17 protein-coding genes and 2 tRNA genes are annotated in these 19847 nt (G+C 66.7%); 10 read left to right on the top strand and 9 right to left on the bottom strand.

Translation table 11 applies throughout. The annotated features are described in order from the left end of the window. Nucleotides 1-620 (bottom strand): ABC transporter transmembrane domain-containing protein (locus ABGA94_RS12700; protein WP_375367441.1); only part of this gene is annotated, 620 nt, incomplete at its 3' end. A 228-nt stretch (nucleotides 621-848) separates the two neighbouring features. Here ABGA94_RS12700 and ABGA94_RS12695 point away from each other — a divergent pair. From ABGA94_RS12695 to pgaD, 10 genes are all read left to right on the top strand, one after another. Next, nucleotides 849-2438, top strand: coding sequence for a cytochrome ubiquinol oxidase subunit I (locus ABGA94_RS12695; protein ID WP_053501033.1), 1590 nt, complete (start codon nucleotides 849-851; stop codon nucleotides 2436-2438). 15 nt (nucleotides 2439-2453) lie between these two features. Next, entirely contained in the window at nucleotides 2454-3605 is a 1152-nt protein-coding gene (gene cydB / locus ABGA94_RS12690; protein WP_053501030.1) for a cytochrome d ubiquinol oxidase subunit II, read from the top strand. 53 nt (nucleotides 3606-3658) lie between these two features. Continuing rightward, nucleotides 3659-3775: a cytochrome bd-I oxidase subunit CydX gene (cydX, locus tag ABGA94_RS12685; protein ID WP_005410354.1), complete on the top strand. Its 117-nt coding sequence runs from the start codon at nucleotides 3659-3661 to the stop codon at nucleotides 3773-3775. 55 nt (nucleotides 3776-3830) lie between these two features. After that, nucleotides 3831-3907: transfer RNA gene (locus tag ABGA94_RS12680), tRNA-Pro, on the top strand. Nucleotides 3908-4047: 140 nt separating this feature from the next. After that, nucleotides 4048-4124: transfer RNA gene (locus ABGA94_RS12675), tRNA-Pro, on the top strand. A gap of 224 nt (nucleotides 4125-4348) precedes the next feature. After that, entirely contained in the window at nucleotides 4349-5554 is a 1206-nt protein-coding gene (locus ABGA94_RS12670) for an MFS transporter (RefSeq protein ID WP_065178262.1), read from the top strand. Between the two features lie 342 nt (nucleotides 5555-5896). Further along, nucleotides 5897-7924: a poly-beta-1,6 N-acetyl-D-glucosamine export porin PgaA gene (gene pgaA / locus ABGA94_RS12665; protein WP_375367438.1), complete on the top strand. Its 2028-nt coding sequence runs from the start codon at nucleotides 5897-5899 to the stop codon at nucleotides 7922-7924. Between the two features lies 1 nt (nucleotide 7925). Then, nucleotides 7926-9812, top strand: a complete 1887-nt coding sequence (pgaB, locus tag ABGA94_RS12660; protein ID WP_375367436.1) for a poly-beta-1,6-N-acetyl-D-glucosamine N-deacetylase PgaB — start codon at nucleotides 7926-7928, stop codon at nucleotides 9810-9812. Nucleotide 9813: 1 nt separating this feature from the next. Next, on the top strand, nucleotides 9814-11070 hold the full coding sequence (pgaC, locus tag ABGA94_RS12655) for a poly-beta-1,6-N-acetyl-D-glucosamine synthase (RefSeq protein WP_005417684.1): 1257 nt from the start codon (nucleotides 9814-9816) through the stop codon (nucleotides 11068-11070). Beyond that, the gene (pgaD, locus tag ABGA94_RS12650; protein ID WP_005417686.1) at nucleotides 11067-11537 is read left to right on the top strand and encodes a poly-beta-1,6-N-acetyl-D-glucosamine biosynthesis protein PgaD; all 471 of its coding nucleotides are present in this window, start codon (nucleotides 11067-11069) and stop codon (nucleotides 11535-11537) included. The genes pgaC and pgaD overlap by 4 nt, the downstream gene beginning before the upstream one ends. A 113-nt stretch (nucleotides 11538-11650) precedes the next feature. On the opposite strand, the gene ABGA94_RS12645 is transcribed toward pgaD, so the two are convergent. From ABGA94_RS12645 to ABGA94_RS12610, 8 genes are all read right to left on the bottom strand, one after another. Beyond that, entirely contained in the window at nucleotides 11651-12922 is a 1272-nt protein-coding gene (locus ABGA94_RS12645) for a glutamate-5-semialdehyde dehydrogenase (protein ID WP_134955775.1), read from the bottom strand. Continuing rightward, nucleotides 12919-14076 carry a glutamate 5-kinase gene (gene proB / locus ABGA94_RS12640; RefSeq protein ID WP_065196622.1) on the bottom strand — a complete coding sequence of 386 codons (1158 nt, stop codon included), beginning with the start codon at nucleotides 14074-14076 and terminating at the stop codon, nucleotides 12919-12921. Before proB ends, ABGA94_RS12645 begins: the two co-directional genes overlap by 4 nt. A gap of 11 nt (nucleotides 14077-14087) precedes the next feature. Continuing rightward, nucleotides 14088-14351, bottom strand: a complete 264-nt coding sequence (locus ABGA94_RS12635; protein WP_005417692.1) for a YciI family protein — start codon at nucleotides 14349-14351, stop codon at nucleotides 14088-14090. Continuing rightward, nucleotides 14351-15646: an argininosuccinate lyase gene (gene argH / locus ABGA94_RS12630; RefSeq protein WP_375367433.1), complete on the bottom strand. Its 1296-nt coding sequence runs from the start codon at nucleotides 15644-15646 to the stop codon at nucleotides 14351-14353. The genes ABGA94_RS12635 and argH overlap by 1 nt, the downstream gene beginning before the upstream one ends. A gap of 20 nt (nucleotides 15647-15666) precedes the next feature. Beyond that, on the bottom strand, nucleotides 15667-16620 hold the full coding sequence (gene argC, locus ABGA94_RS12625) for an N-acetyl-gamma-glutamyl-phosphate reductase (protein ID WP_375367431.1): 954 nt from the start codon (nucleotides 16618-16620) through the stop codon (nucleotides 15667-15669). After that, entirely contained in the window at nucleotides 16617-17219 is a 603-nt protein-coding gene (locus tag ABGA94_RS12620) for a GNAT family N-acetyltransferase (RefSeq protein WP_197598560.1), read from the bottom strand. Before ABGA94_RS12620 ends, argC begins: the two co-directional genes overlap by 4 nt. Nucleotides 17220-17222: 3 nt before the next feature. Beyond that, nucleotides 17223-18551 carry an acetylglutamate kinase gene (locus ABGA94_RS12615; RefSeq protein WP_171957264.1) on the bottom strand — a complete coding sequence of 443 codons (1329 nt, stop codon included), beginning with the start codon at nucleotides 18549-18551 and terminating at the stop codon, nucleotides 17223-17225. Between the two features lie 76 nt (nucleotides 18552-18627). Further along, the gene (locus ABGA94_RS12610; RefSeq protein ID WP_375367429.1) at nucleotides 18628-19716 is read right to left on the bottom strand and encodes an acetylornithine deacetylase; all 1089 of its coding nucleotides are present in this window, start codon (nucleotides 19714-19716) and stop codon (nucleotides 18628-18630) included. Between the last annotated feature and the right edge of the window lie 131 nt (nucleotides 19717-19847).

Genomic DNA, 19847 nt, shown 5'->3' with positions numbered 1-19847 from the left:
CGGCCGGCCGCTTCGGCTCCCCAGCCCACCAGCATCATGAAGAACGGTACCAACGGTGCAGTGAACAGCAGGATCAGCGCCACCACCCAGTCGACCCAGGCTACGGCGGCCAGGATCAGCAGCGGCACCACCACCACTTCGGTGCGTACCGGCTGGAAACCGCTGTAATAGCTCTCGATCGCATCAGCGTGATGCAGCATCAGTTCGCCCAGTTCGCCGGTGCGGCGCTGGCGCAGCCACAGCGGCCCCAGTCCAAGCAGGCGTCCGAACACGCGTTCACGCAGGGCCAACCGCGCGGCATCGGCCACATCACCGGCGGCGGCCTGGGTGGCGCTGCTCAGCAGCGTGCGCGCCACCAGGATCGCCGCCAGACCGCCCAGCACCGGCAACCCCGAGGCCAGCGGCGCGCGCTCCACCAGCACCTGCTGCACCAGCCAGGCAATGGCGGCCGCCTGGCCGATCAACAGGGCACCGGACAGGCTGATGCACAGTGCCGCCAGCCGCTGGCGGCCTCGAGCAGGCCGCGCCAGATCGGCCAGCCACGCGCTGCGGGCGCGCCGCTGGCGGGTCGTTTCGGCGTCCTGGGACAGGGCGACGGAGGAGGTTTCGGCAGCGCTCAAGGGGTCTTCACGGGCAACGGGGGAGACACGGCATTGTAGGCGCAGGCAATGGCCGGCCTCTGCGGCCAGCAGTCGCAGTCTTCATCAGGTTGGCATACGATCAACCGGGGCACCTGTTCATACATTGATCTGGATCAAGGCTGTTTGAAGTAGTCGGTCACATCATTCACGTCGTAGACCACCCTTCCCGCCACCTGCAACGGCACTATCCAACGAGGTAGCCAGGCCATGATTGATCAGACAGTCGTAGAACTGTCGCGGCTGCAATTCGCGCTGACCGCGATGTACCACTTCCTATTCGTACCGCTCACCCTCGGCCTGTCCTTCATGGTGGCCATCATGGAGAGCGTGTACGTGATGACCGGCAAGGAGATCTGGCGCAGGATGACCCTGTTCTGGGGCGTCCTGTTCGGCATCAACTTCGCCATGGGCGTCGCCACCGGCATCGTCATGGAATTCCAGTTCGGCATGAACTGGTCCTACTACAGCCACTACGTCGGTGACATCTTCGGTGCGCCGCTGGCCATCGAAGGCCTGATGGCGTTCTTCCTGGAAGCCACCTTCGTCGGCCTGTTCTTCTTCGGCTGGAACCGCCTGACCAAGGTCAAGCACCTGATGGTGACCTGGCTGATGGCGCTGGGTACCAACCTATCGGCGATCTGGATCCTGGTCGCCAACGGCTGGATGCAGAACCCGACCGGTGCGGTGTTCAACCCGGAAACCATGCGCATGGAAGTGGTCGACTTCATGGCGGTGGTGTTCAACCCGGTGGCGCAGGCCAAGTTCGTGCACACCGTCAGCGCCGGTTATGTGACCGGTGCGGTGTTCGTGATGGCGATCAGCGCCCTGTTCCTGCTGCGCAACAAGCACAAGGACCTGGCCCGTCGTTCGTTCGCGGTGGCCGCAGCGTTCGGCCTGCTGTCCTCGCTGTCGGTGGTGGTGCTGGGTGACGAGAGCGGTTACGCCGCCAGTGAACACCAGAAGATGAAGCTGGCCGCGATCGAAGCGATGTGGGAGACCGAGCGTGCGCCGGCCGACTTCACCGCCTTCGGCATCCCGAACCAGGACACCCACCAGAACGACTACGCGGTGAAGATCCCGTACCTGATGGGCCTGATCGCCACCCGTTCGTTGAACCAGCCGATTCCGGGCATCCTGGAACTGGTCGAGCGCGCCGAACACCGCGTGCGCGGTGGCCAGCTCGCCTACGGCGCGCTGGAACGCCTGCGTGCGAACAAGAACGACGTGGAAGCGCGCGAGATGTTCGACCGCCACTGGCAGGACCTGGGCCACGGCCTGCTGCTCAAGCGCTATCGCGATGACATCCTCAACGCCACCCCGCAGGAAATCTCGCAGGCGGCGATGGACACGGTGCCGCGCGTGATGCCGCTGTTCTGGACCTTCCGCGTGATGGCCGGCCTGGGCTTCTACCTGATCGCCTTCTTCGCGCTGGCCTTCTACTACTCGTGCCGCAACAACTTCCAGGACAAGCGCTGGTTCCTCAAGCTGGCCCTGTGGACGCTGCCGGCACCGTGGATCGCGATCGAGTGCGGCTGGTTCGTCGCCGAATACGGCCGCCAGCCGTGGGCGGTCGATGGCGTGCTGCCGACCTTCTATGCGGCATCGGGCCTGGCGCTGCATGAAATCGTGCTGACCCTGGCCGGCTTCACCGCGATCTACACCGCGCTGATCGTGGTCGAGATCAAGCTGATGCTCAAGGCGATCCGCAAGGGGCCGGACGAACTGCTGCCGTCGCTGCAGTCGCCCCAGCCGCATGCTTCCCACAATGCCTCGGCGCCGGCCGCCGGCCAGGCCTGAGGCAGGAGAACCAAGATGGATTTCATTCTTCTGGACTACACCACGCTGCGCGTGATCTGGTGGCTGCTGCTCGGCATCCTGCTGATCGGTTTCGCCGTGATGGATGGTTTCGACCTGGGCGTGGGCACCCTGCTGCCCTTCGTCGCCCGCACTGATGCCGAGCGCCGCCGGGTGATCAACACCATCGGCCCGGTCTGGGAAGGCAACCAGGTGTGGCTGATCCTGGGTGGCGGCGCGATCTTCGCCGCCTGGCCGCCGCTGTATGCGGTCAGCTTCTCCGGGTTCTACCTGGCGATGTTCGTGATCCTGTTCGCCCTGATCCTGCGTCCGGTCGGCTTCAAGTTCCGCAGCAAGATGCCCAGCGAACGCTGGCGCAACACCTGGGACTGGGCGCTGTTCATTGGTGGCTTCATTCCCGCACTGATCATGGGCGTGGCCGTGGGCAACGTGCTTTTGGGCGTTCCGTTCCATTTCGATGACAGCATGCGCATCTTCTACACCGGCTCGTTCTTCGGCCTGCTGATGCCCTTCGCGCTGCTGGCCGGCCTGCTCAGCGTCTCGATGCTGGTCGCCCACGGTGCGGCCATGCTGGTGATCAAGACCGACGGCCCGGTGGCCGAGCGTGCGGCCCGCTTCGGCAGCATCGCGGCAATCATCGCCTTCGTGCTGTTCGCAGTGGGTGGCGCCTGGGTGGCCTTCGGCCTGCCGGGTTACCAGATCACCTCGCAGGTGGTTACCGATGGCGCCACCAATCCGCTGCTGAAGACCGCCGAACTCGGCGCCGCCGGTGGCTGGATGCGCAACTACAGCGCGATGCCGGCCACGATCCTGGCCCCGCTGCTCGGCCTAGCGGGCCTGCTGGCCAGTGCGGTGCTGCTGCGTGCCCGTCGTGGCGGCCTGGCCTTCATCGCCTCCGGTGCGGCCATCGCCGGCATCATCCTGACCGTCGGCTTCGCCATCTTCCCGTTCCTGCTGCCGTCCTCGAGCCAGCCCACCTCCAGCCTGACCGTGTGGGATGCCTCGTCCAGCCACCTGACCCTGTGGATCATGCTGCTGGCCACGGCGGTGTTCCTGCCGATCATCCTCGCCTACACCACCTGGGTGTACCGCGTGCTGAAGGGCAAGACCACCACCGAAGAGATGGGCAACAACCCGAACGCCTACTGATTGCCGGTGTGCCGGCCGACGGTCGGCACACTCTTGAACAAAGGAGATTGACCATGTGGTACTTCGCCTGGATTCTCGGTGCCGGCCTCGCCTCGACGGTGGCCATCCTCAACGGCATGTGGTTCGAAGCCCGCGAGCAGAACCGCATCGAGAAAGAAAATCGTCGCTGAGCCGTAAAAAAACCTTGCCGCCCTGGCCTTCACACGGTATCTTAGGCGGCTCCTTCGGGGTGTAGCTCAGTCTGGTAGAGCGCTACGTTCGGGACGTAGAGGTCGCAGGTTCGAATCCTGTCTCCCCGACCACTCACGTGGTCGCATTGAAGCCTGGTGAAGTCATCCAGGCTTTTTTGTTCCCTGAGGTGGCACTGCTTCGGCAGTGTGAAGAAAACAGCATTCACCCCTTGCCGCCATCGGGGTGAATCGCTAGAATAGGCGGCTCCCTTCGGGGTGTAGCTCAGTCTGGTAGAGCGCTACGTTCGGGACGTAGAGGTCGCAGGTTCGAATCCTGTCTCCCCGACCACTTCGGTGGTCACCAAGAAGCCTGGAAGACATCACTGTCCTCCGGGTTTTTTTGTACCCGGCGCCAGGCCGCCCGCATGACGGGACCTTGCCGGAGCGCACACGTACAATGGCCGCGCTGCCGGCCCACCTGCAGCCACCACTCCCCCACCTGCCGCTTCGGCGTAGACCGATGCCGGCGCTGCATGCCATTGCCGCGGCGTGCGACACCTGCAAGGATCACCGATGAGTTCCTCCACTTCCGATTCGCCGTCGCTGCTGCACGGGCGCGTGCTGGCTTTCGCCGCCATCCTGCTGGCAGCGATCAACCTGCGCACCGCAGTAACGTCGATCACGCCCCTGCTGGACGTGCTCGGCCAGCAGTTCGGCTTCGGCACCACCATGACCGGCGTACTGGGCATGCTGCCGACCGCCTCGTTCGCGCTGTTCGGCGTGGCCACGCCGGCACTGGCGCGGCGCCTGGGCCTGGAACGCACTACGCTGCTGGCAATGCTGATGGCGATGGCCGGCCTGCTGCTGCGCTCCAGCGCCGGCAACGTCGGCACGCTGCTGCTGGGCTCGGTAATCGCGCTGGCCGGCATGGGCATCGGCAACGTGGTGGTGCCGCCGCTGGTGAAGCGTTACTTCGCCAACAAGGTCGGCACCATGAGCACGCTCTACATCAGCGTGCTGCAGCTGGGCACGATGCTGCCGGCGCTACTGGCAGTACCGGTGGCCAACGCTGCAGGCTGGCGCGTGTCGCTGGGCATGTGGGCGCTGCTTGCACTGGCCGCCGCGCTGCCGTGGCTGGTGCTGGCCAGGCGCGCACCGAAGCCGCTGGCCGACGCCGCCGATCCCACCGCGCAGCCGCACGGAAAGGTCTGGCGCACGTCGCTGGGCTGGAGCATGACGCTGATGTTCGGCATGACCTCACTGATGACCTATTCGATGTTCACCTGGCTGCCGCGCATCGTGGTCGAGGCCGGTGGCACGCCTGCATTCGGTGGCGTGATGGTAGCGGTGTTCTCGGCACTGGGCCTGCTGCCGTCACTGGTCATTCCGTCGATGGCGGTACGCATGCAGAACCCGTTCCCGCTGGTGCTGATCGGCTTCTTCTCGTTCGTGATCGCCTTCACCGGGCTGCTGCTGGCGCCGATGAAGGCTCCCCTGCTGTGGGCCTGCCTGCTCGGCGTCGGCCCGTCCACCTTCCCGCTGGCGCTGACCCTGATCAACCTGCGCACCCGCACCCCGGCCGGCTCGGCCGCGCTGTCGGGCTTCATGCAGGGCGTGGGCTACAGCTTCAGCTGCCTGGGCCCGTTCCTGGTCGGCTGGCTGCATACCGTCAGCAATGGCTGGACGCTCCCGTTCAGCTTCCTGTTCGGCTGCGCCACCCTGATGCTGTGCGCCTCGTGGGTCGCCTGCAAGCCCCGCAAGCTGGAAGATCTCTGGTAGCCCGGCCGGGGCCGCCAGACGGCCCCGCCTACCGCTCGTCAGACACCGGGCAATCTTGACGCCGAACTGACAATTCCGGGCGGATAGTGCCCACGAATGCCCTTCCTTGCCGCGTGCCGGCATCGGGCATGGGGGCGGCAGCGCCGCCCAGGCCACCACTCGGTGTGCGGGGGACTCTCGTTTCAGACAAGACATTGCAGGTCGCTGTCCGGGTTGTATCCGTCTTCAATGGGCGGGAACGCACGAAGGGAGTGACGCGGGCCACGGCCACGCCAAATACTGGCATGTGACTTGCGTCACATTTTCGCAGGTTGTCTGGTTCGGAAGCCAAGGGGGTCCCCAATGGTTGTCCACCGCCGGCTGGCGCTCTGCGTCGGCCTCGCATGCACCGCTCTGGCCTGGGCCAGCGGCGCGGCTCCGTCCGACCGCGACGCGGCCCTGGCCGAGATCGGCCGCTACCGCGACCAGGCCCGCTGGCTGGATGCGCTCGGCGCAATCGAGCGCGCCAGCCAGCAGCAGCCCAACGACGATCTGCTGTTCAAGCTGCGCGTGCTGACCCTGGGCGACATCGGCAATGCCTGGCGCGCCTGGGAGCTGTACCAGCAGCGGCCGCAGCTGTTCGACGACGCCCAGAAGCAGCGCCTGGAAGGCGACTACCTGGCCAAACTCGTGGTCTGGAGCCTGGCCTACAGCAGCAGCGAGGACAGCCGCCTGGAAGAAGCCGAGTCGACCCTGGCGCGCATGCAGCGCTACGTCGGCGGCGAAGGCACCCCACCCTCGCAGGCCCCACTGCGCATCCGCATGGACCGGCTGATCCTGCTCAACCGGCTGGGCCGCCATGCGCAGGTCCGCGAGGAAGCACGAGCCCTGCAGGCCGAAGGCCACACCCTGCCCGACTACGTGCTGCCTGCCGTGGGCGATTCGTTGATGGGCACCCTGCACCCGGAAGAAGCCATTCCGGTACTGCAGGCAGCCGTCGCTGGCGATCCGGCGCGCGACGCCTCACATTCGGAACTGGCCTACGCCTACCTGGAAAGCGAGCAGCAGGAAAAAGCGATCGACCTGCTGCAGGCATGGCGCGACAAGGAGCCGGCGTGGCGCTGGAGCAACGGCAAATCACCGTACGCGAACTGGTCACGCTACGAGGCCGATCTCAACCTGGCAATGGTGCGCGCTTACAGCGGCGACCTGGTCACCGCGCAGCACGACCTGGAGTCGATGGTGGACATCGCACCCGGCAACGGAGGCCTGCAGAGTGCGCTGGGCAGCGTCTACATGATGCGCGGCTGGCCACGAAGGGCACTGCAACGACAGCAGATGGCACACGCGCTGGACCCGCGTGACATCGAACCGCGGCTGGGCATGGAAGAGGCCTACGTCGCCCTGCAGCGCGACGACCTGGCGCGGCCGCTGCACGATGACCTGGTCGCACGCTATCCCACCCAACCGGCTGTCGAACGCATGGACCAGGCCTGGCGTGCGCATCGCGGCTGGCAGCTGAAGGCATGGACCGACATCGGCCGCAGCTCCGGTGGCGGTGGCACCTCGCCACTGGGCAACAACGATCGCCACTATGGTGTGGAAGTGGAGACACCGATCCTTGATGACCGCTGGCGTTTGTTCGCCCTGGCCGACCGGCGCTCGACCGATTTCCAGGACCAGCGCATCGATCCCCTGTGGCTGGGTGCGGGCGTGCGCTACCGCTTCGGGCAGCTGGATGCGGAAGCGGCCGTCCTGCGCGCCAACGACCACATCGGCGATACCGGCCTGCGGGCCGGCGTCGGCTGGCAGTTCAACGATTACTGGCACGCCGGCCTGGTGGCCGCGCGCAATGATCCAGACGCCTCGATGCAGGCGCGCGCGGCCGGCATCACCGCCGACAGCGTGAGCGCACAGGTGGACTACCGGCGCAGCGAGCTCACCCACTGGACGTTCGGCGCCAGCCGCCTCCGCTATGACGATGGCAACCACCGCGAACTGTTCAGCACCCGCCTTGAACAGCGCCTGCTGACCCGCCCGCGCTGGCTGCTCGATGGCCTGGCCAGTGCCTATACCAGCCGCGGCAGCCGCGACGACGCGCCCTACTTCAATCCGAAGCGCGACCGCATGGTCGAGATCGGCCTGCGCATCGACCAGCAGCTGTGGCGCCACTACGAGCGCCACTTCCGCCACCGGCTGACCGTCTCGCTGGGTGACTACTGGCAGGACGGTTTCGGCAGTGCGCTGGTGCCGACGGTGTCCTACATGCACGAGTGGCAGCTGGGCCCGGGCCGCGTGCTCGAATACGGCGTGCGCTGGTCGCGGCCGGTCTACGACGGCCACCGCGAGCGTCATATCGGCTTCGAAGCCGCACTGCGCTGGGGAGACTGACATGGCCTGCTTCCTGCGACTGATCGTGCTCCTGCTGCTGGCCATTACGCCACCGGCCTTCGCGCAGCAGGCCACGCATCTCGATGCAATCGACAATGGCCTGCTGATCCTCAGCTACCACGACATCCGCGACCAGGTCGCGGCCAAGGGCGATGCCGATACCTATGCGGTGAGCACGCAGAACTTCGCCGCACACCTGGACTGGCTCGGCGCGCATGGCTATCACCCGGTCTCGCTGTCGCAGGTGATCGATGCCTCGCAGGGGCGGGCCACGCTGCCGCCCAAGCCTGTGCTGCTGACCTTCGATGACGGCCTGCGCAGCGTCTACGACAAGGCCTTCCCGCTGCTGCAGGCCTACCGCTACCCGGCACTGGTGGCGGTAATCACCGACTACGTGGACATGGCTCCGGGACGCACCATCGACTACGGCTACCGGCCGTTCGGCCGCGATGACTTCGTCACCTGGGCGCAGCTGAAGCAGATGCACGACAGCGGCCTGATCGAAGTGGCCAGCCACACCGACGACCTGCACCACGGCGTGCTCGCCAATCCACAGGGCAATTCAACGCCCGCCGTGGTCACCCGCATCTACAGCCCGGCCACGCACAGCTACGAGACTGAAGCGCAGTATGGGCAGCGCCTGCGCACCGACCTCGCGCGCAGCGTGCAGCGCATCGAGCAGCACCTGGGCGTGCGCCCGCGCGCCATCGTCTGGCCGTACGCGGCCTACAACCAGTTGAGCAACGACATCGCCGAACAGCTGGGCATGCCGGTGTCCTTCGATCTGGAGGGCCGCAGCACGCCGGTGGCCAGCGACCTGCATGGCCTGGCGCGTTTCCTGGTCAGCGACAACCCGACCGTGGAAGGCCTCGCCTACGAGCTGCGCCGCGATGTCGCGCTCGATGGCATCCGTGCCCTGCAGATCGACCTGGATGATGTCTACGACGCTGAACCGACGCAGCAGGCACGCAACCTCGATGCGCTGGTCGAACGGGTCAAGCGCATCGCGCCGACGCACGTCTACCTGCAGGCGTTCGCCGATCCGGACGGCAACAACACGGCCGAAGCGCTGTACTTCCCCAACCGTCACATGCCGATGCGGGCGGACCTGTTCAGCCGCGTCGCCTGGCAACTGAAATCCCGCGCCGGCGTGAAGGTCTACGCATGGCTGCCGGTGCTTGGCTTCGAGCTGCCCGACCCGGCGCAGCGCGAGGCGCTGGCGATCCGCAACGGCGATGCCGACGGCATGTACCGGCTCGACTTCACCAACCCGAAGGCCCGCCAGATCATGCTCGACATCTACGAGGATCTGGCGGTCAATTCCTACTTTGAAGGCCTGCTGTTCCATGACGACGGCTACCTGCGCGACACCGAGCTGCCGGCACTGGCAGCCGGCGGCGATGGCAGTGCGCGCACGCAGGCGCTGATCAGCTTCACCCTGGCGCTGCGCGACAGCGCGCAACGCTGGCGCCCGAAACTGGCCACCGTGCGCAACCTGTACGCTGAGCCGGTACTCCGCCCGCAGAGCGAGGCCTGGTTCGCGCAGCGCTTGGACCTGTTCAACAACGCCTATGACCAGACCGCGCTGATGGCGATGCCGTGGATGGAAGGCAGCAAGCACCCCGAGCGCTGGCTGGACCAGCTGCTGGCCGCAGTACGCACACACGACCCGCAGCTGCAGCACACCCTGTTCGAGCTGCAGACCGTCGATTGGCGCAACGGGCAACCGATTCCCGCCGAGCGCCTGCGCGCACAGATCCGCCAGTTGCAGGCACAGGGCGTGCACCACTTCGCCTGGTACCCGGACGATTTCATCGCCGACCAGCCCTCCACCCGCGATGCCCGCGCGGCGATGTCCGCCGGCACCTTCCCGTACCCGGAGAAGTGACATGGACATGCATCCGCTGCTGCAGGTCCTGTTCCAGTTCGCTTTCTACTACCCGATGGTGATGGCGTTCTTCTGGATGTCCGGCGGCCTCTACTACTACTACCGGCGCGAACGCCACTCGCGCCCGCGCAACGACCCTCCATTGATGGTCGCCCCCCCTTTCGCGAGCCTGCTGGTGCCCTGCCACAACGAGGCAGAGAATCTGGATGACACACTCACTGCGGCGCTGGCCCAGCGTTACCCCGCCGACTACGAAGTGATCGCCATCGATGATGGCAGCAGCGATGACACCGGCGCGCGGCTGGATGTGCTGGCGGCAAGGCACCCGCGGCTGCGCGTATTGCACCTGGATCGTAACCTGGGCAAGGCCAATGCGCTGCGCATGGGCGCACTGGCCGCTCGCTCGGAGTACCTGGTGTGCATCGACGGCGATGCAATGCTGGAGGAACATGCGCTGCACTGGATGATCTGGCACCTGGTCAGCGGCAACCGGGTCGGTGCGGTCACCGGCAACCCGCGCATCCGCAACCGCTCCACCCTGCTCGGCCGCCTGCAGGTGGCCGAGTTTTCCTCGATCATCGGCATGATCAAGCGCGCGCAGCGCGTATACGGGCGCATCTTCACCATCTCCGGGGTGATCGCCGGCTTCCGCCGTACCGCCCTGCATCAGGTCGGCTGGTGGTCGGATGACATGGTGACCGAGGACATCGACATCAGCTGGCGCCTGCAGCGCGCGCACTGGGACATCCGCTACGAACCCAATGCGCTGTGCTTCATCCTGATGCCGGAGACCCTCAAGGGCCTGTGGCGGCAGCGCCTGCGCTGGGCCCAGGGCGGCGTGGAGGTGATGCTGCGTCACGCGCGCTCGCTGCTGCACTGGAAAGAGCGGCGCATGTGGGGCGTGCTGCTGGAGTACGTGCTGAGCGTGATCTGGGCCTACACCATGTTGTTCATCGTGCTGCTGTGGGCACTGGGCAAGTTCATCGAGCTGCCGCCGCAGCTGCATATCGCCAGCCTGCTGCCGCAGTGGCATGGCGTGATCCTTGCGCTGGTCTGCCTGCTGCAGTTCGCCAGCAGCCTGATCATCGACCGGCGTTACGAAACACAGATTGGACGCAACTATTTCTGGGTCATCTGGTACCCGATGGCGTACTGGCTGATCAGCCTTTCCACCACCCTGGTGGCGTTGCCGAAGACACTGCTGCGCCGTCGCAGCAAGCGCGCCACCTGGACCAGCCCTGACCGGGGGATCCGATGAACGCGCAACGCCCGTCCAACCGCTTCGACTCACGGATGATCCGCAAGCCACACCGCCAGCCGCGCTTCCAGCGCACCGCCTGGGGATTCGTCACGCTGGCGTTCTGGGGCTTCTACTTCTACCTGTGGGCGCCCCTGGTGACCCTGTTCTCGTGGTTGGTTGGCGGCCAGCTGGCCTGGCAGCAGCTTTACGAACGGCAAAGCCAGTTCGATCCCTACGTGCTGGTGGCATTGCCGCTGATGCTGTTGTGCGCCAGCGTGCTGCTGATCGGTTGGGCCGAGTACAACCGTGCCCGCTTCCGTGGCCGCGAGCGCCGCCTGCCGCGGCCACTGGCCAGCCTCAACGAAGTGGCCGCCGATCTGGGTGCCAGCACGGGGCTGGCCGAACGCCTGATGGGCTGCAAGGCCGCCACGTTGCACATGGATGATCACGCACGCCCGGTCGGCATCCGCCGCGAGGTGGTGTAGCCCGACAACCCGGTGGGGTGCCGACCCTGGTCGGCGCTTGTGCCTGGTGGGTGCCGATCATGGTCGGCACCGGGGTCTGCCGCGAAGAACACCCACGCATGGCGTGGATCCACTTATGTGCGCGTCTGCCCTTCGCCACGCACCACGAAACGTTCGACAGTGAGCGCTTCCAGACCCATCGGGCCATAGGCATGCAGGCGCGTGGTGGAAATGCCGATTTCGCTGCCCAGGCCCAGCTGGCCACCATCGGAGAAGCGCGATGAGGCATTGACCATCACCACCGCCGAGCGCAGCGCAGTAACGAAACGCTCGGCATGGCCGGCGTCTGCGGTCGCGATCACTTCGGTGTGGTCGGAGGTATAGCGGCGGATGTGCGCGATGGCCGCATCGAGGTCGTCCACCACGCGCACGGCCAGCACAAGGTCGAGGAACTCGGCGGCGTAGTCCTCCTCGGTCGCCGCCGTGCTGCCCGGCAGCAGCGGCTGCGCCTGCGCATCGGCGCGCAGCTGAACGCCACGCTGGCCAAGCGCCTGCGCCACGCGCGGCAGGAAGGAATCGGCTACGTCACGGTGTACCAGCAGTGTCTCCAGCGAATTGCAGGCGGCTGGCCGGCTGCACTTGCCATCCACCAGCAGGTCGATAGCCTTGCCCAGGTCGGCGCTGGCATCCACGAACAGGTGACAGACACCCTTGTAGTGCTTGATCACCGGTACCCGCGCATGCTCGGCAACGAAACGGATCAAGCCTTCGCCACCGCGCGGAATCGCCAGGTCGATCAGCTCATGCAGCTGCAGCAGTTCCAGCATCGCCTCGCGGCGCAGGTCGGTCAGCACGGTCACGGCGGCCGGCGGCACGCCATTGGCCTTCAATGCACCGGCGAGTGCCTGCGCGATCGCGGTGTTGGAGTGAATTGCCTCGGAACCACCGCGCAGGATCACGCCGTTACCCGCCTTCAGGCACAGCGCCGCGGCTTCGGCGGTCACGTTCGGGCGCGCCTCGTAGATCATCGCGATCACGCCCAGCGGCACGCGCACCTTCTGCACGCGGATGCCGTTCGGGCGCACGTCATCGCGGGTGACCTCGCCGACAGGATCTGGCAATCCAGCCACTTCGCGCACGGCTTCGGCCATCGCGAACAGGCGCGGCGGGTCCAGTGCCAGACGATCGAGCATGGCGCTGCCCACGCCCTTCTCGCGCGCGGCGGCGAGGTCACGTGCATTGCCGGCCAGGATCAGTCCGGCATTCACCTCCAGTGCCTGCGCCATCGCCAGCAGCAGCGTGCGTCGTGCCGCACTGTCCAGGCCGGCAACGATCTGCGCCGCATCACGGCAGGCACGCGCCTGCGCTTCGATCTCGCTCATCGGTGTGTCCTTCAATCCGGTCATGGCAGCACCAGGTCGTCGCGATGGACGACGCTGCCGCCGTAGTTGTAGCCGAGCACGGCCTGGATGTCGCGCGAATGGTGGCCGGCAATCCGGCGTACGTCGTCGGCAGCATACTGGCTGACGCCACGGGCCACGCAGACTCGGCCCTGCGGCGCGTTCCAGCACACCTGTACCATATCGCCGCGGCGGAACACGCCCTCTGCACCGGTGATGCCACCGGGCAGCAGCGAGGCGCCCTTCTCGCGCATCGCCTGTGCCGCACCGGCATCGATGACGATCACACCCTCGGCCAGCGGTGCATGCCGCAGCCAGTGCTTGCGGGCGGCCTCGCGGCTGCGTGCGGCATGGATGCGGGTGCCGAACAGGCGGTCCTGCGCCAGCGCGCGCACCACGTCACCGCTGCGGCCATTGAACAGATAGGTTTCGATGCCCAGGCGTCCGGCCTTCGCCGCCGCCTCCAGCTTGGTGCGCATGCCGCCGGTACCCGCGCGCGAGCCGGCGCCGCCCGCCATCGCCAGCACCTCGTCACCCAGCTCCGGCACGTCGTGCAACGGCCGCGCATCGGCCACGGTGCGCGGGTCGGCGCTGTACAGGCCATCGATATCGGTAGCGATGAACAGCGCATCGGCGTCGACCAGCGCCGCCACGGTGGCAGCCAGGTTGTCGTTGTCGCCGAGCTTGAGCTCATCCACCGACACGGTGTCGTTCTCGTTGACCACCGGCAATGCGCCCAGGCGCAACAGTTCACTCAACGTGGCGCGTGCATTGAGGTAGCGGCGGCGGTTGCGCAGGTCGTCGTGGGTCAGCAGCACCTGCGCCACCGGGCGCTCGAAGAAGCGCTGCCAGAGCCCGATCAGCTGGGCCTGGCCAAGCGCCGCCAGGGCCTGCCGCGCCGCCATCGCTGCGCCCGGTTCATCGGCGCGCGGCAGGATCGCGCGCCCGGCAGCGACCGCGCCGGAAGACACGATCACCACCTCGCGCCCGGCCAGGAGATTGGCCGAGACGAACTGCGCCAGGCCCAGCGCGTGGCGTGGCGACAGGCCGCCGCCATCGGCTGCCAGCAGGCTGCTGCCGACCTTGAGCACCGCACGCCGCCACGGCGGCAGCACCTGTTCGGGGAACGGCGAGGCGACAAGGGCAGCGTGCTGGATCATCGGTCAGGCTCTCAGCGGGTGTTCCATTCGTGCACGGTCAGGTCGGAGGCCTGCATCGTCACCAGTGGATCGGTGGCGACGATGGCCCGCGCCTGCGCCAGGCTGTCCACGTTGCACAGCACGTAGGCGCCACCGCTGCCATCGGCGAAGCCACCGGTCAGCTGCAGCTTGCCCTGCGCCTGCAACGCATCGAGGAAATCGCGGTGCGGCTGCACCGCTGCATCGTTGAAGTCCGGCCGGCGCATCGCCAGGACCAGGTAGACAGTGCCCGCCATCAGGACAGCGCCTGCCAGCGCGCGCGCAGTTCGTCCAGGCGCAGGTCAGCGGCTGCGCCCGGCGATACACGCGCGGCCAGGCTGCCTTCCGGCGTGCGTCCCTGCCCTGCACTGTCGGCACCGGCCGCAGCGGCCCTGTAGGCCTCGCGGAACGGTACGCCAGCCACGGCGGCCTCCACTGCGACGTCGGTGGCATACATGCCCGAATCAATCGCCGCGCGCAGCCTGTCGTCACGCCATTCCAGATTGGCCAGCAGCGCCGGCAGCAGTTCCAGCGCGGCCAGGCCACGGCCGAAGCCGTGGAAGATGGCACCCTTGGACGACTGCAGGTCGCGATGGTAGCCAGACGGCAGCGACAGCAGCTGCTCGATCTCGGTGCGCGCAGCGGCGACGCTGGCGTGGGTGGCGCGCATCAGCTCGATCACATCCGGATTGCGCTTGTTGGGCATGATCGAACTGCCGGTGGTGTACTGCGCCGGCAGCGCGACGAAGCCGAACTCGGCGCTGGTGAACAGTGACAGGTCCCACGCAATGCGGCGCAGGTCCAGCGTGGCGCCACCGAGCGCTTCCAGTGCAGCCAGCTCGAACTTGCCACGCGACAGCTGCGCGTAGATCGGCGAGATCTGCATGCGCGCGAAGCCCAGCGCGGCGGTAGTGTGCTTGCGGTCCAGCGGCAGGTTCACGCCGTAGCCGGCAGCGGTGCCGAGCGGATTGGCATCGACCAGTGCATGGGTGTCACGGGCGCGGATGGCGTTGTCGATGAAGGCCTCGGCCCAGCCCGCCCACCACATTCCGGCCGAGGACACCACGGCACGCTGGATGTGGGTGTAGCCGGGAATCGGCAGATCCTTCTCAGCCTGCGCGCGGTCCAGCGCGACCTTGGCCACCTCGGCGCTGAGCTGGGCCACGCGCAGCAGCTTCTCCTTCAGCCAAAGGCGCGTGGCGACCAGGATCTGGTCATTGCGGCTGCGGCCGGTGTGGATCTTGCGACCCGCATCGCCAAGGCGTTCGGTCAGGCGCGCTTCGATCGCCGAGTGGCCATCCTCGTACTGCGTATCCAGCACGAAGCGGCCTTCGCGGAAGTCCTGCGCCAGGATCTCCAGTTCACGCAGAAGTCCGGCAAGCTCATCGGCACTGAGGATGCCGATGTGCTGCAGGCCCTGCGCATGCGCGGCGCTGGCAGCGATGTCATGCAGGAAGAACTCGCGGTCGAGGATCACGTCGTCGCCGGCGAGGAAGGTCTGGATCTGGGCGTCGACGGCGACGCCGGGCTTCTGCCAAAGAAGGTCTGCCATGGGGGCTCCGGAATGCGTGTTCAGTGCGGGATCGACGTCAGTTCGTCGATGCCCAGCGCGAGGTTGAGGTTCTGCATGGCCTGGGTGGCCGCGCCCTTCAGCAGGTTGTCCAGCGTCGCCACCACGACCACGCGCTTACCGCCCGGCGCGAGCGTGAAGCCACCGACCTGGGCACCGTGGCGGCCGGCGATGCGGCTGACCCACGGCGCTTCGTCCAGCACTTCGATCAAGGGTTCACCGGCATAGGCCTGCTGGAAGCGCTCGACGATCTGCTCACGGGTCTGCACGCGGTTCAGCCACAGGTTGGCGGTCAGCGTGATGCCACGGAAGTGCGGCGCGACGTGTGGCATGAACTCGACGGCCACGCCCAGCTGCACGGACACTTCGCGCTCGTGCACATGGTTGGTCAGCGCATACGGCATCAGGTTGTCGGCCAGCAGTTCGACGTTGTTCTTGTCCGACGGCGTAGTGCCGGCACCGGAGTAGCCGGACACACCGAAGCACTGCGGCGGGCCGGCCAGCAGGTCCAGCAGCGGATGCACCGCCAGCTGCATCGCCGTGGCATAGCAGCCCGGGTTGCTGATGTGCTTCTGGCCGTTGTACCGGCCGCGGGTCAGCTCCGGCAGGCCGTAGTACCAGCTGTTGTCGAAGCGGTAGTCGGCCGACAGGTCGACGATAACGGTGTCGGGCTTCGCCGCTTCCAATGCGGCCACGAACGGAGCGGCCAGGCCGTTGGGCAGGGCCAGGATCACCGCGTCCACCCCCTTGGCCGCCACTGCGTCGGCGTCCAGGTTTTCGTACTGCAGCTCGCCCTGGAGTTCCGGGTGGTGGTCGGACAGGCGCTGCCCGGCGCGCTCGCGCGAGGAGACGAAGGCCAGTTCCAGCCGTGGGTGGGCGGCCACCAGCTTGATCAGCTCGGCGCCGGTATGGCCGCGGGCACCGACGATGCCCAGGGTGAAGGTCGAATCGTTCATGCGTGGCTGTCCAGACGGTATTGCAGGTGGCGCTTCACGCCCTGCCATTCGGCATCGATGATGGAGAAGATGACGGTGTCGCGCGGCGTGCCGTCGGCGTGCCGCTTGTGGTTGCGCAGCACGCCATCCTGCTTGGCGCCCAGGCGGGCGATGGCGGTGCGCGAGGTGACGTTGAACCAACTGGTTTCCAGCACCACGCTGATGCAGCCCATGGCCTCGAAGGCGTGCTGCAGCAGCAACAGCTTGGCTTCGGTGTTGGCGCCGGTGCGCTGCACGCGCGGCGTGTACCAGGTGTAGCCGAGGCTGAGCTTGGGCACGCTGGGATCCATGTCGTAGAAGCGCGTGCTGCCGATGATGTCACCCGCCGCATCGTAGATCACGAACGGCAGCACCTTGCCTTCGGCGTGCGCCTGCAGCGCGGCCTGCACATAGTGCTCGACCTGCTGCGGTGACGGCACCTGGGTGTACCAGAGCTGGTCCAGGCCGCTGCCTTCGAGTGCAGCGCGCAGGCCGGGGACATGCTCAAGCTGCAGCGGCTGCAGCGTCACATGCTGGCCGCGCAGGGTAGGCACCGTCTTCCAAACGTCAGGATTGGTCATCGCTCAGCCCTGCAGGCTCGGTGCGCGCTGCGCGCAATGATCGACATAGGTCTTGATCCGGTCGATGCCATCGGCACCGAACCAGAACACTTTCCAATGGTCCTGCTTGTAGCAGCCATCGGACTCGGCGTAGTAGAAGTGGTTGATCGGGTTGCCGTGGCGCGAGCGCCAGAACAGCTGCGGGGTTTCCTCCAGCATCACGTTCCAGACCGCACGCCCCAGGCCTTCACCCTGCGCGTCGTCGAGCACGGCGAACTTGTCCAGGTACACGCCCTCTGCCTCGTCGGTGAGGATCACCGCAGTGCGGTAGTTCTCGCTGACATACGCACGCAGCAGCTTGGTCTTTTCGAAGTAGTCCGGCACCAGGGTGCGGCCGAAGCTGGATTCGATCAGGCCCTTCAGCCGCGGTAGGTCGAGCTCGCTCCAGGCGGTGGCGCGCAGTACTTTCTCACCCTTGCGCACCAGCGTGCCCGAGCCCTTGTGGGTGAACAGTTCCTTGGCCAGGTCGGCCGGACGCGTGATCGACACCGACGATTCCAGCGGCAGGCGGTCGAGCAGGTCCTTGATCTGTTCGATCTTCACCTTCATGCCACCGTGGATCCACGGCTGCGCGATCAGGTGGTCGTATTCGGTGGACAGGTTGATCGAATCGATCACGTTGCCCGCCTCGTCCAGCAGGCCACCGGTGCCGGTCAGGAAGATGATCTTGTACGGCTGCAGCTCCTGCACCAGCTCGTTGGCGGCAAAGTCGGCGTTGACGTTGAGGATCTGGCCACCGGCGGTTTCACCCAGGCTGGTGATGACCGGGATCGAGCCGGCACGCAGGCTGGCCTCGATCGGTGCCAGGTTGACCTTCTTCACCTCGCCGACCAGGCCGTAGGTGTCCACGTCCAGGTACTCGGCCTCGAACACGCCACCGGTGATCGAGGTGGCACGTGCGCCGTTTTGCTGCAGCGCCTCGACCAGGCGCAGGTTGGACTGCTGGAACACCCGGCGCACGATCGCCAATGCTTCCGGCGAAGTCACGCGCAGGCCGTTGACGGTCTGCTTCTCGATGCCGGCGGCCGACAGCTCGGCATCCAGCTGCGGGCCGGCGCCGTGCAGCACGATCGGGGTCAGACCGACCTCCTGCAGGAACGACAGCGAGGAGGTCAGTGCGTCGAGGTCGTCGCGCAGCACCGCGCCGCCGACCTTGACCACGGCGAAGCGCTTGGCATCCAGCTGCGAAAAGCGCTTGAGGTACTGGCTGATCTCCTTCGCGCTGGCCATGCTGGAAAGCAGGCGCACGATGGTCTGGCGGGTCTGGCGGTGGGGCTGGAGGGCAGGAGACATTTCGGTTTCGTCACAGGCGGCGGTCGCCGCGTTGCAGTTCCGCCATGCCCGGGGCATGGCGGCGTTGTGGGGTCGATCAGGCGCCGGCGGTGATGATCCGATGCACGGCGTCGGCGTAGCGCTGCAGCTGGTCCAGCGTCACGAACTCATCGGCGGTGTGGGCCTGGGCGATGTCACCCGGGCCGAACACCAGGGTGGTGTAGCCAGCGGCCGAGAACAGCGACGCCTCGGTCCAGAAATCCACCGCATTGCCGATCGTCAGCTCCAGCGCATCGGCCACGTCGCGCGCCAGCAGGCGGCGGTTCTCAGCTTCGGCAATGTCACCGGCGGGCAGGCTGGGACCACGGAACGTCTCGGTGAAAACGGCGGCTTCCGGCTCGGCGAAACCGGCGAAGGTCGCCAGCAGGCCATCGATGTCCATCGACGGCAGCGGGCGGAACCCGAAGCGCACCTCAGCAGCCGGTGCGATCATATTGGCCTTGATGCCGCCTTCGACGCGGCCGATATTGAAGCGCAGTCCGGTCAGTCCGCCAAAGCGCGCCGAAGCCAGCGATTCCACATGATCCAGCGCGCGGTTTCCCCAGCGCATGGCCTGGTGCAATGCGCTGGCGGCCGCATCCTGCTTGCCCGAGGCGTGCCCTGCCCGACCGGCGAACTGCATCAGCACCGAACTGATGCCACGGTGCGCCAGCACTGCTTCGCTCATGGTCGGTTCGGCCACGAGTACGGCTTCATACGGCAGGCCACGGGCCAGGAATGCAGCGATGCAGCGCGGGTCGTTGGCTTCCTCGTCGCTGGAGAACAGGAACGCGGCGTCGCCATCGCTGGCGTTGGCGGCCGCCACCAGTGCAGCGGCGGCGCCCTTGATGTCACACACGCCCAGGCCGACCACACGGTCGTCCAGGCGCCGCATCACGTGCGGGTCGGCACTCCAGTGCGGCGAATCCGGCACGGTGTCCAGATGCACGTTGAACAGGTACTTCGGCGTCCCACGCACGGCATACAGGCTCACCGCACCGGCGCCATGGTCGATCACCTCGACGTTGAAGCCGGGCAGGTTGTCGCGCAGGTAATCGAAGATGCCACCGGTGGTGATCGCACGCGGCGGGTTGCGGGTGTCGAACGACACCAGGGCCTGCAGGTGATCGAGCGTCTGTTCAAGCATGTGTCTGAATATCCGTAGGGTTCGAAATCGGTAGTGCCGGCCGCTGGCCGGCATCCGGAAAACACCACAGAGTCCGCCATGAGCCGCAAGCACGCCTTCCAGTTCCTCGACCTGCCCCGCACCATGCCGCA

The sequence above is a fragment of the Stenotrophomonas sp. 3diitr2024 genome, assembly GCF_042136455.1.
GTDB classification, from domain to species: domain Bacteria; phylum Pseudomonadota; class Gammaproteobacteria; order Xanthomonadales; family Xanthomonadaceae; genus Stenotrophomonas; species Stenotrophomonas sepilia.
Note: the sequence above shows the minus strand (reverse complement) of the source record. Positions and strands in the feature narration are given on the sequence as shown.

Excerpts from the sequence above, each read along its gene's own strand:
- pgaD (WP_005417686.1), top strand. The coding sequence starts at position 11,067 with ATGAACGCGCAACGCCCGTCCAACCGCTTCGACTCACGGATGATCCGC.
- cydX (WP_005410354.1), top strand. The coding sequence starts at position 3,659 with ATGTGGTACTTCGCCTGGATTCTCGGTGCCGGCCTCGCCTCGACGGTG.
- ABGA94_RS12620 (WP_197598560.1), bottom strand. The coding sequence starts at position 17,219 with ATGACCAATCCTGACGTTTGGAAGACGGTGCCTACCCTGCGCGGCCAG.
- cydB (WP_053501030.1), top strand. The coding sequence starts at position 2,454 with ATGGATTTCATTCTTCTGGACTACACCACGCTGCGCGTGATCTGGTGG.
- proB (WP_065196622.1), bottom strand. The coding sequence starts at position 14,076 with ATGATCCAGCACGCTGCCCTTGTCGCCTCGCCGTTCCCCGAACAGGTG.
- argH (WP_375367433.1), bottom strand. The coding sequence starts at position 15,646 with ATGGCAGACCTTCTTTGGCAGAAGCCCGGCGTCGCCGTCGACGCCCAG.
- ABGA94_RS12670 (WP_065178262.1), top strand. The coding sequence starts at position 4,349 with ATGAGTTCCTCCACTTCCGATTCGCCGTCGCTGCTGCACGGGCGCGTG.
- pgaC (WP_005417684.1), top strand. The coding sequence starts at position 9,814 with ATGGACATGCATCCGCTGCTGCAGGTCCTGTTCCAGTTCGCTTTCTAC.
- ABGA94_RS12635 (WP_005417692.1), bottom strand. The coding sequence starts at position 14,351 with ATGGCGGGCACTGTCTACCTGGTCCTGGCGATGCGCCGGCCGGACTTC.
- ABGA94_RS12615 (WP_171957264.1), bottom strand. The coding sequence starts at position 18,551 with ATGTCTCCTGCCCTCCAGCCCCACCGCCAGACCCGCCAGACCATCGTG.
- ABGA94_RS12695 (WP_053501033.1), top strand. The coding sequence starts at position 849 with ATGATTGATCAGACAGTCGTAGAACTGTCGCGGCTGCAATTCGCGCTG.
- argC (WP_375367431.1), bottom strand. The coding sequence starts at position 16,620 with ATGAACGATTCGACCTTCACCCTGGGCATCGTCGGTGCCCGCGGCCAT.
- ABGA94_RS12645 (WP_134955775.1), bottom strand. The coding sequence starts at position 12,922 with ATGACCGGATTGAAGGACACACCGATGAGCGAGATCGAAGCGCAGGCG.
- ABGA94_RS12610 (WP_375367429.1), bottom strand. The coding sequence starts at position 19,716 with ATGCTTGAACAGACGCTCGATCACCTGCAGGCCCTGGTGTCGTTCGAC.
- pgaA (WP_375367438.1), top strand. The coding sequence starts at position 5,897 with ATGGTTGTCCACCGCCGGCTGGCGCTCTGCGTCGGCCTCGCATGCACC.
- pgaB (WP_375367436.1), top strand. The coding sequence starts at position 7,926 with ATGGCCTGCTTCCTGCGACTGATCGTGCTCCTGCTGCTGGCCATTACG.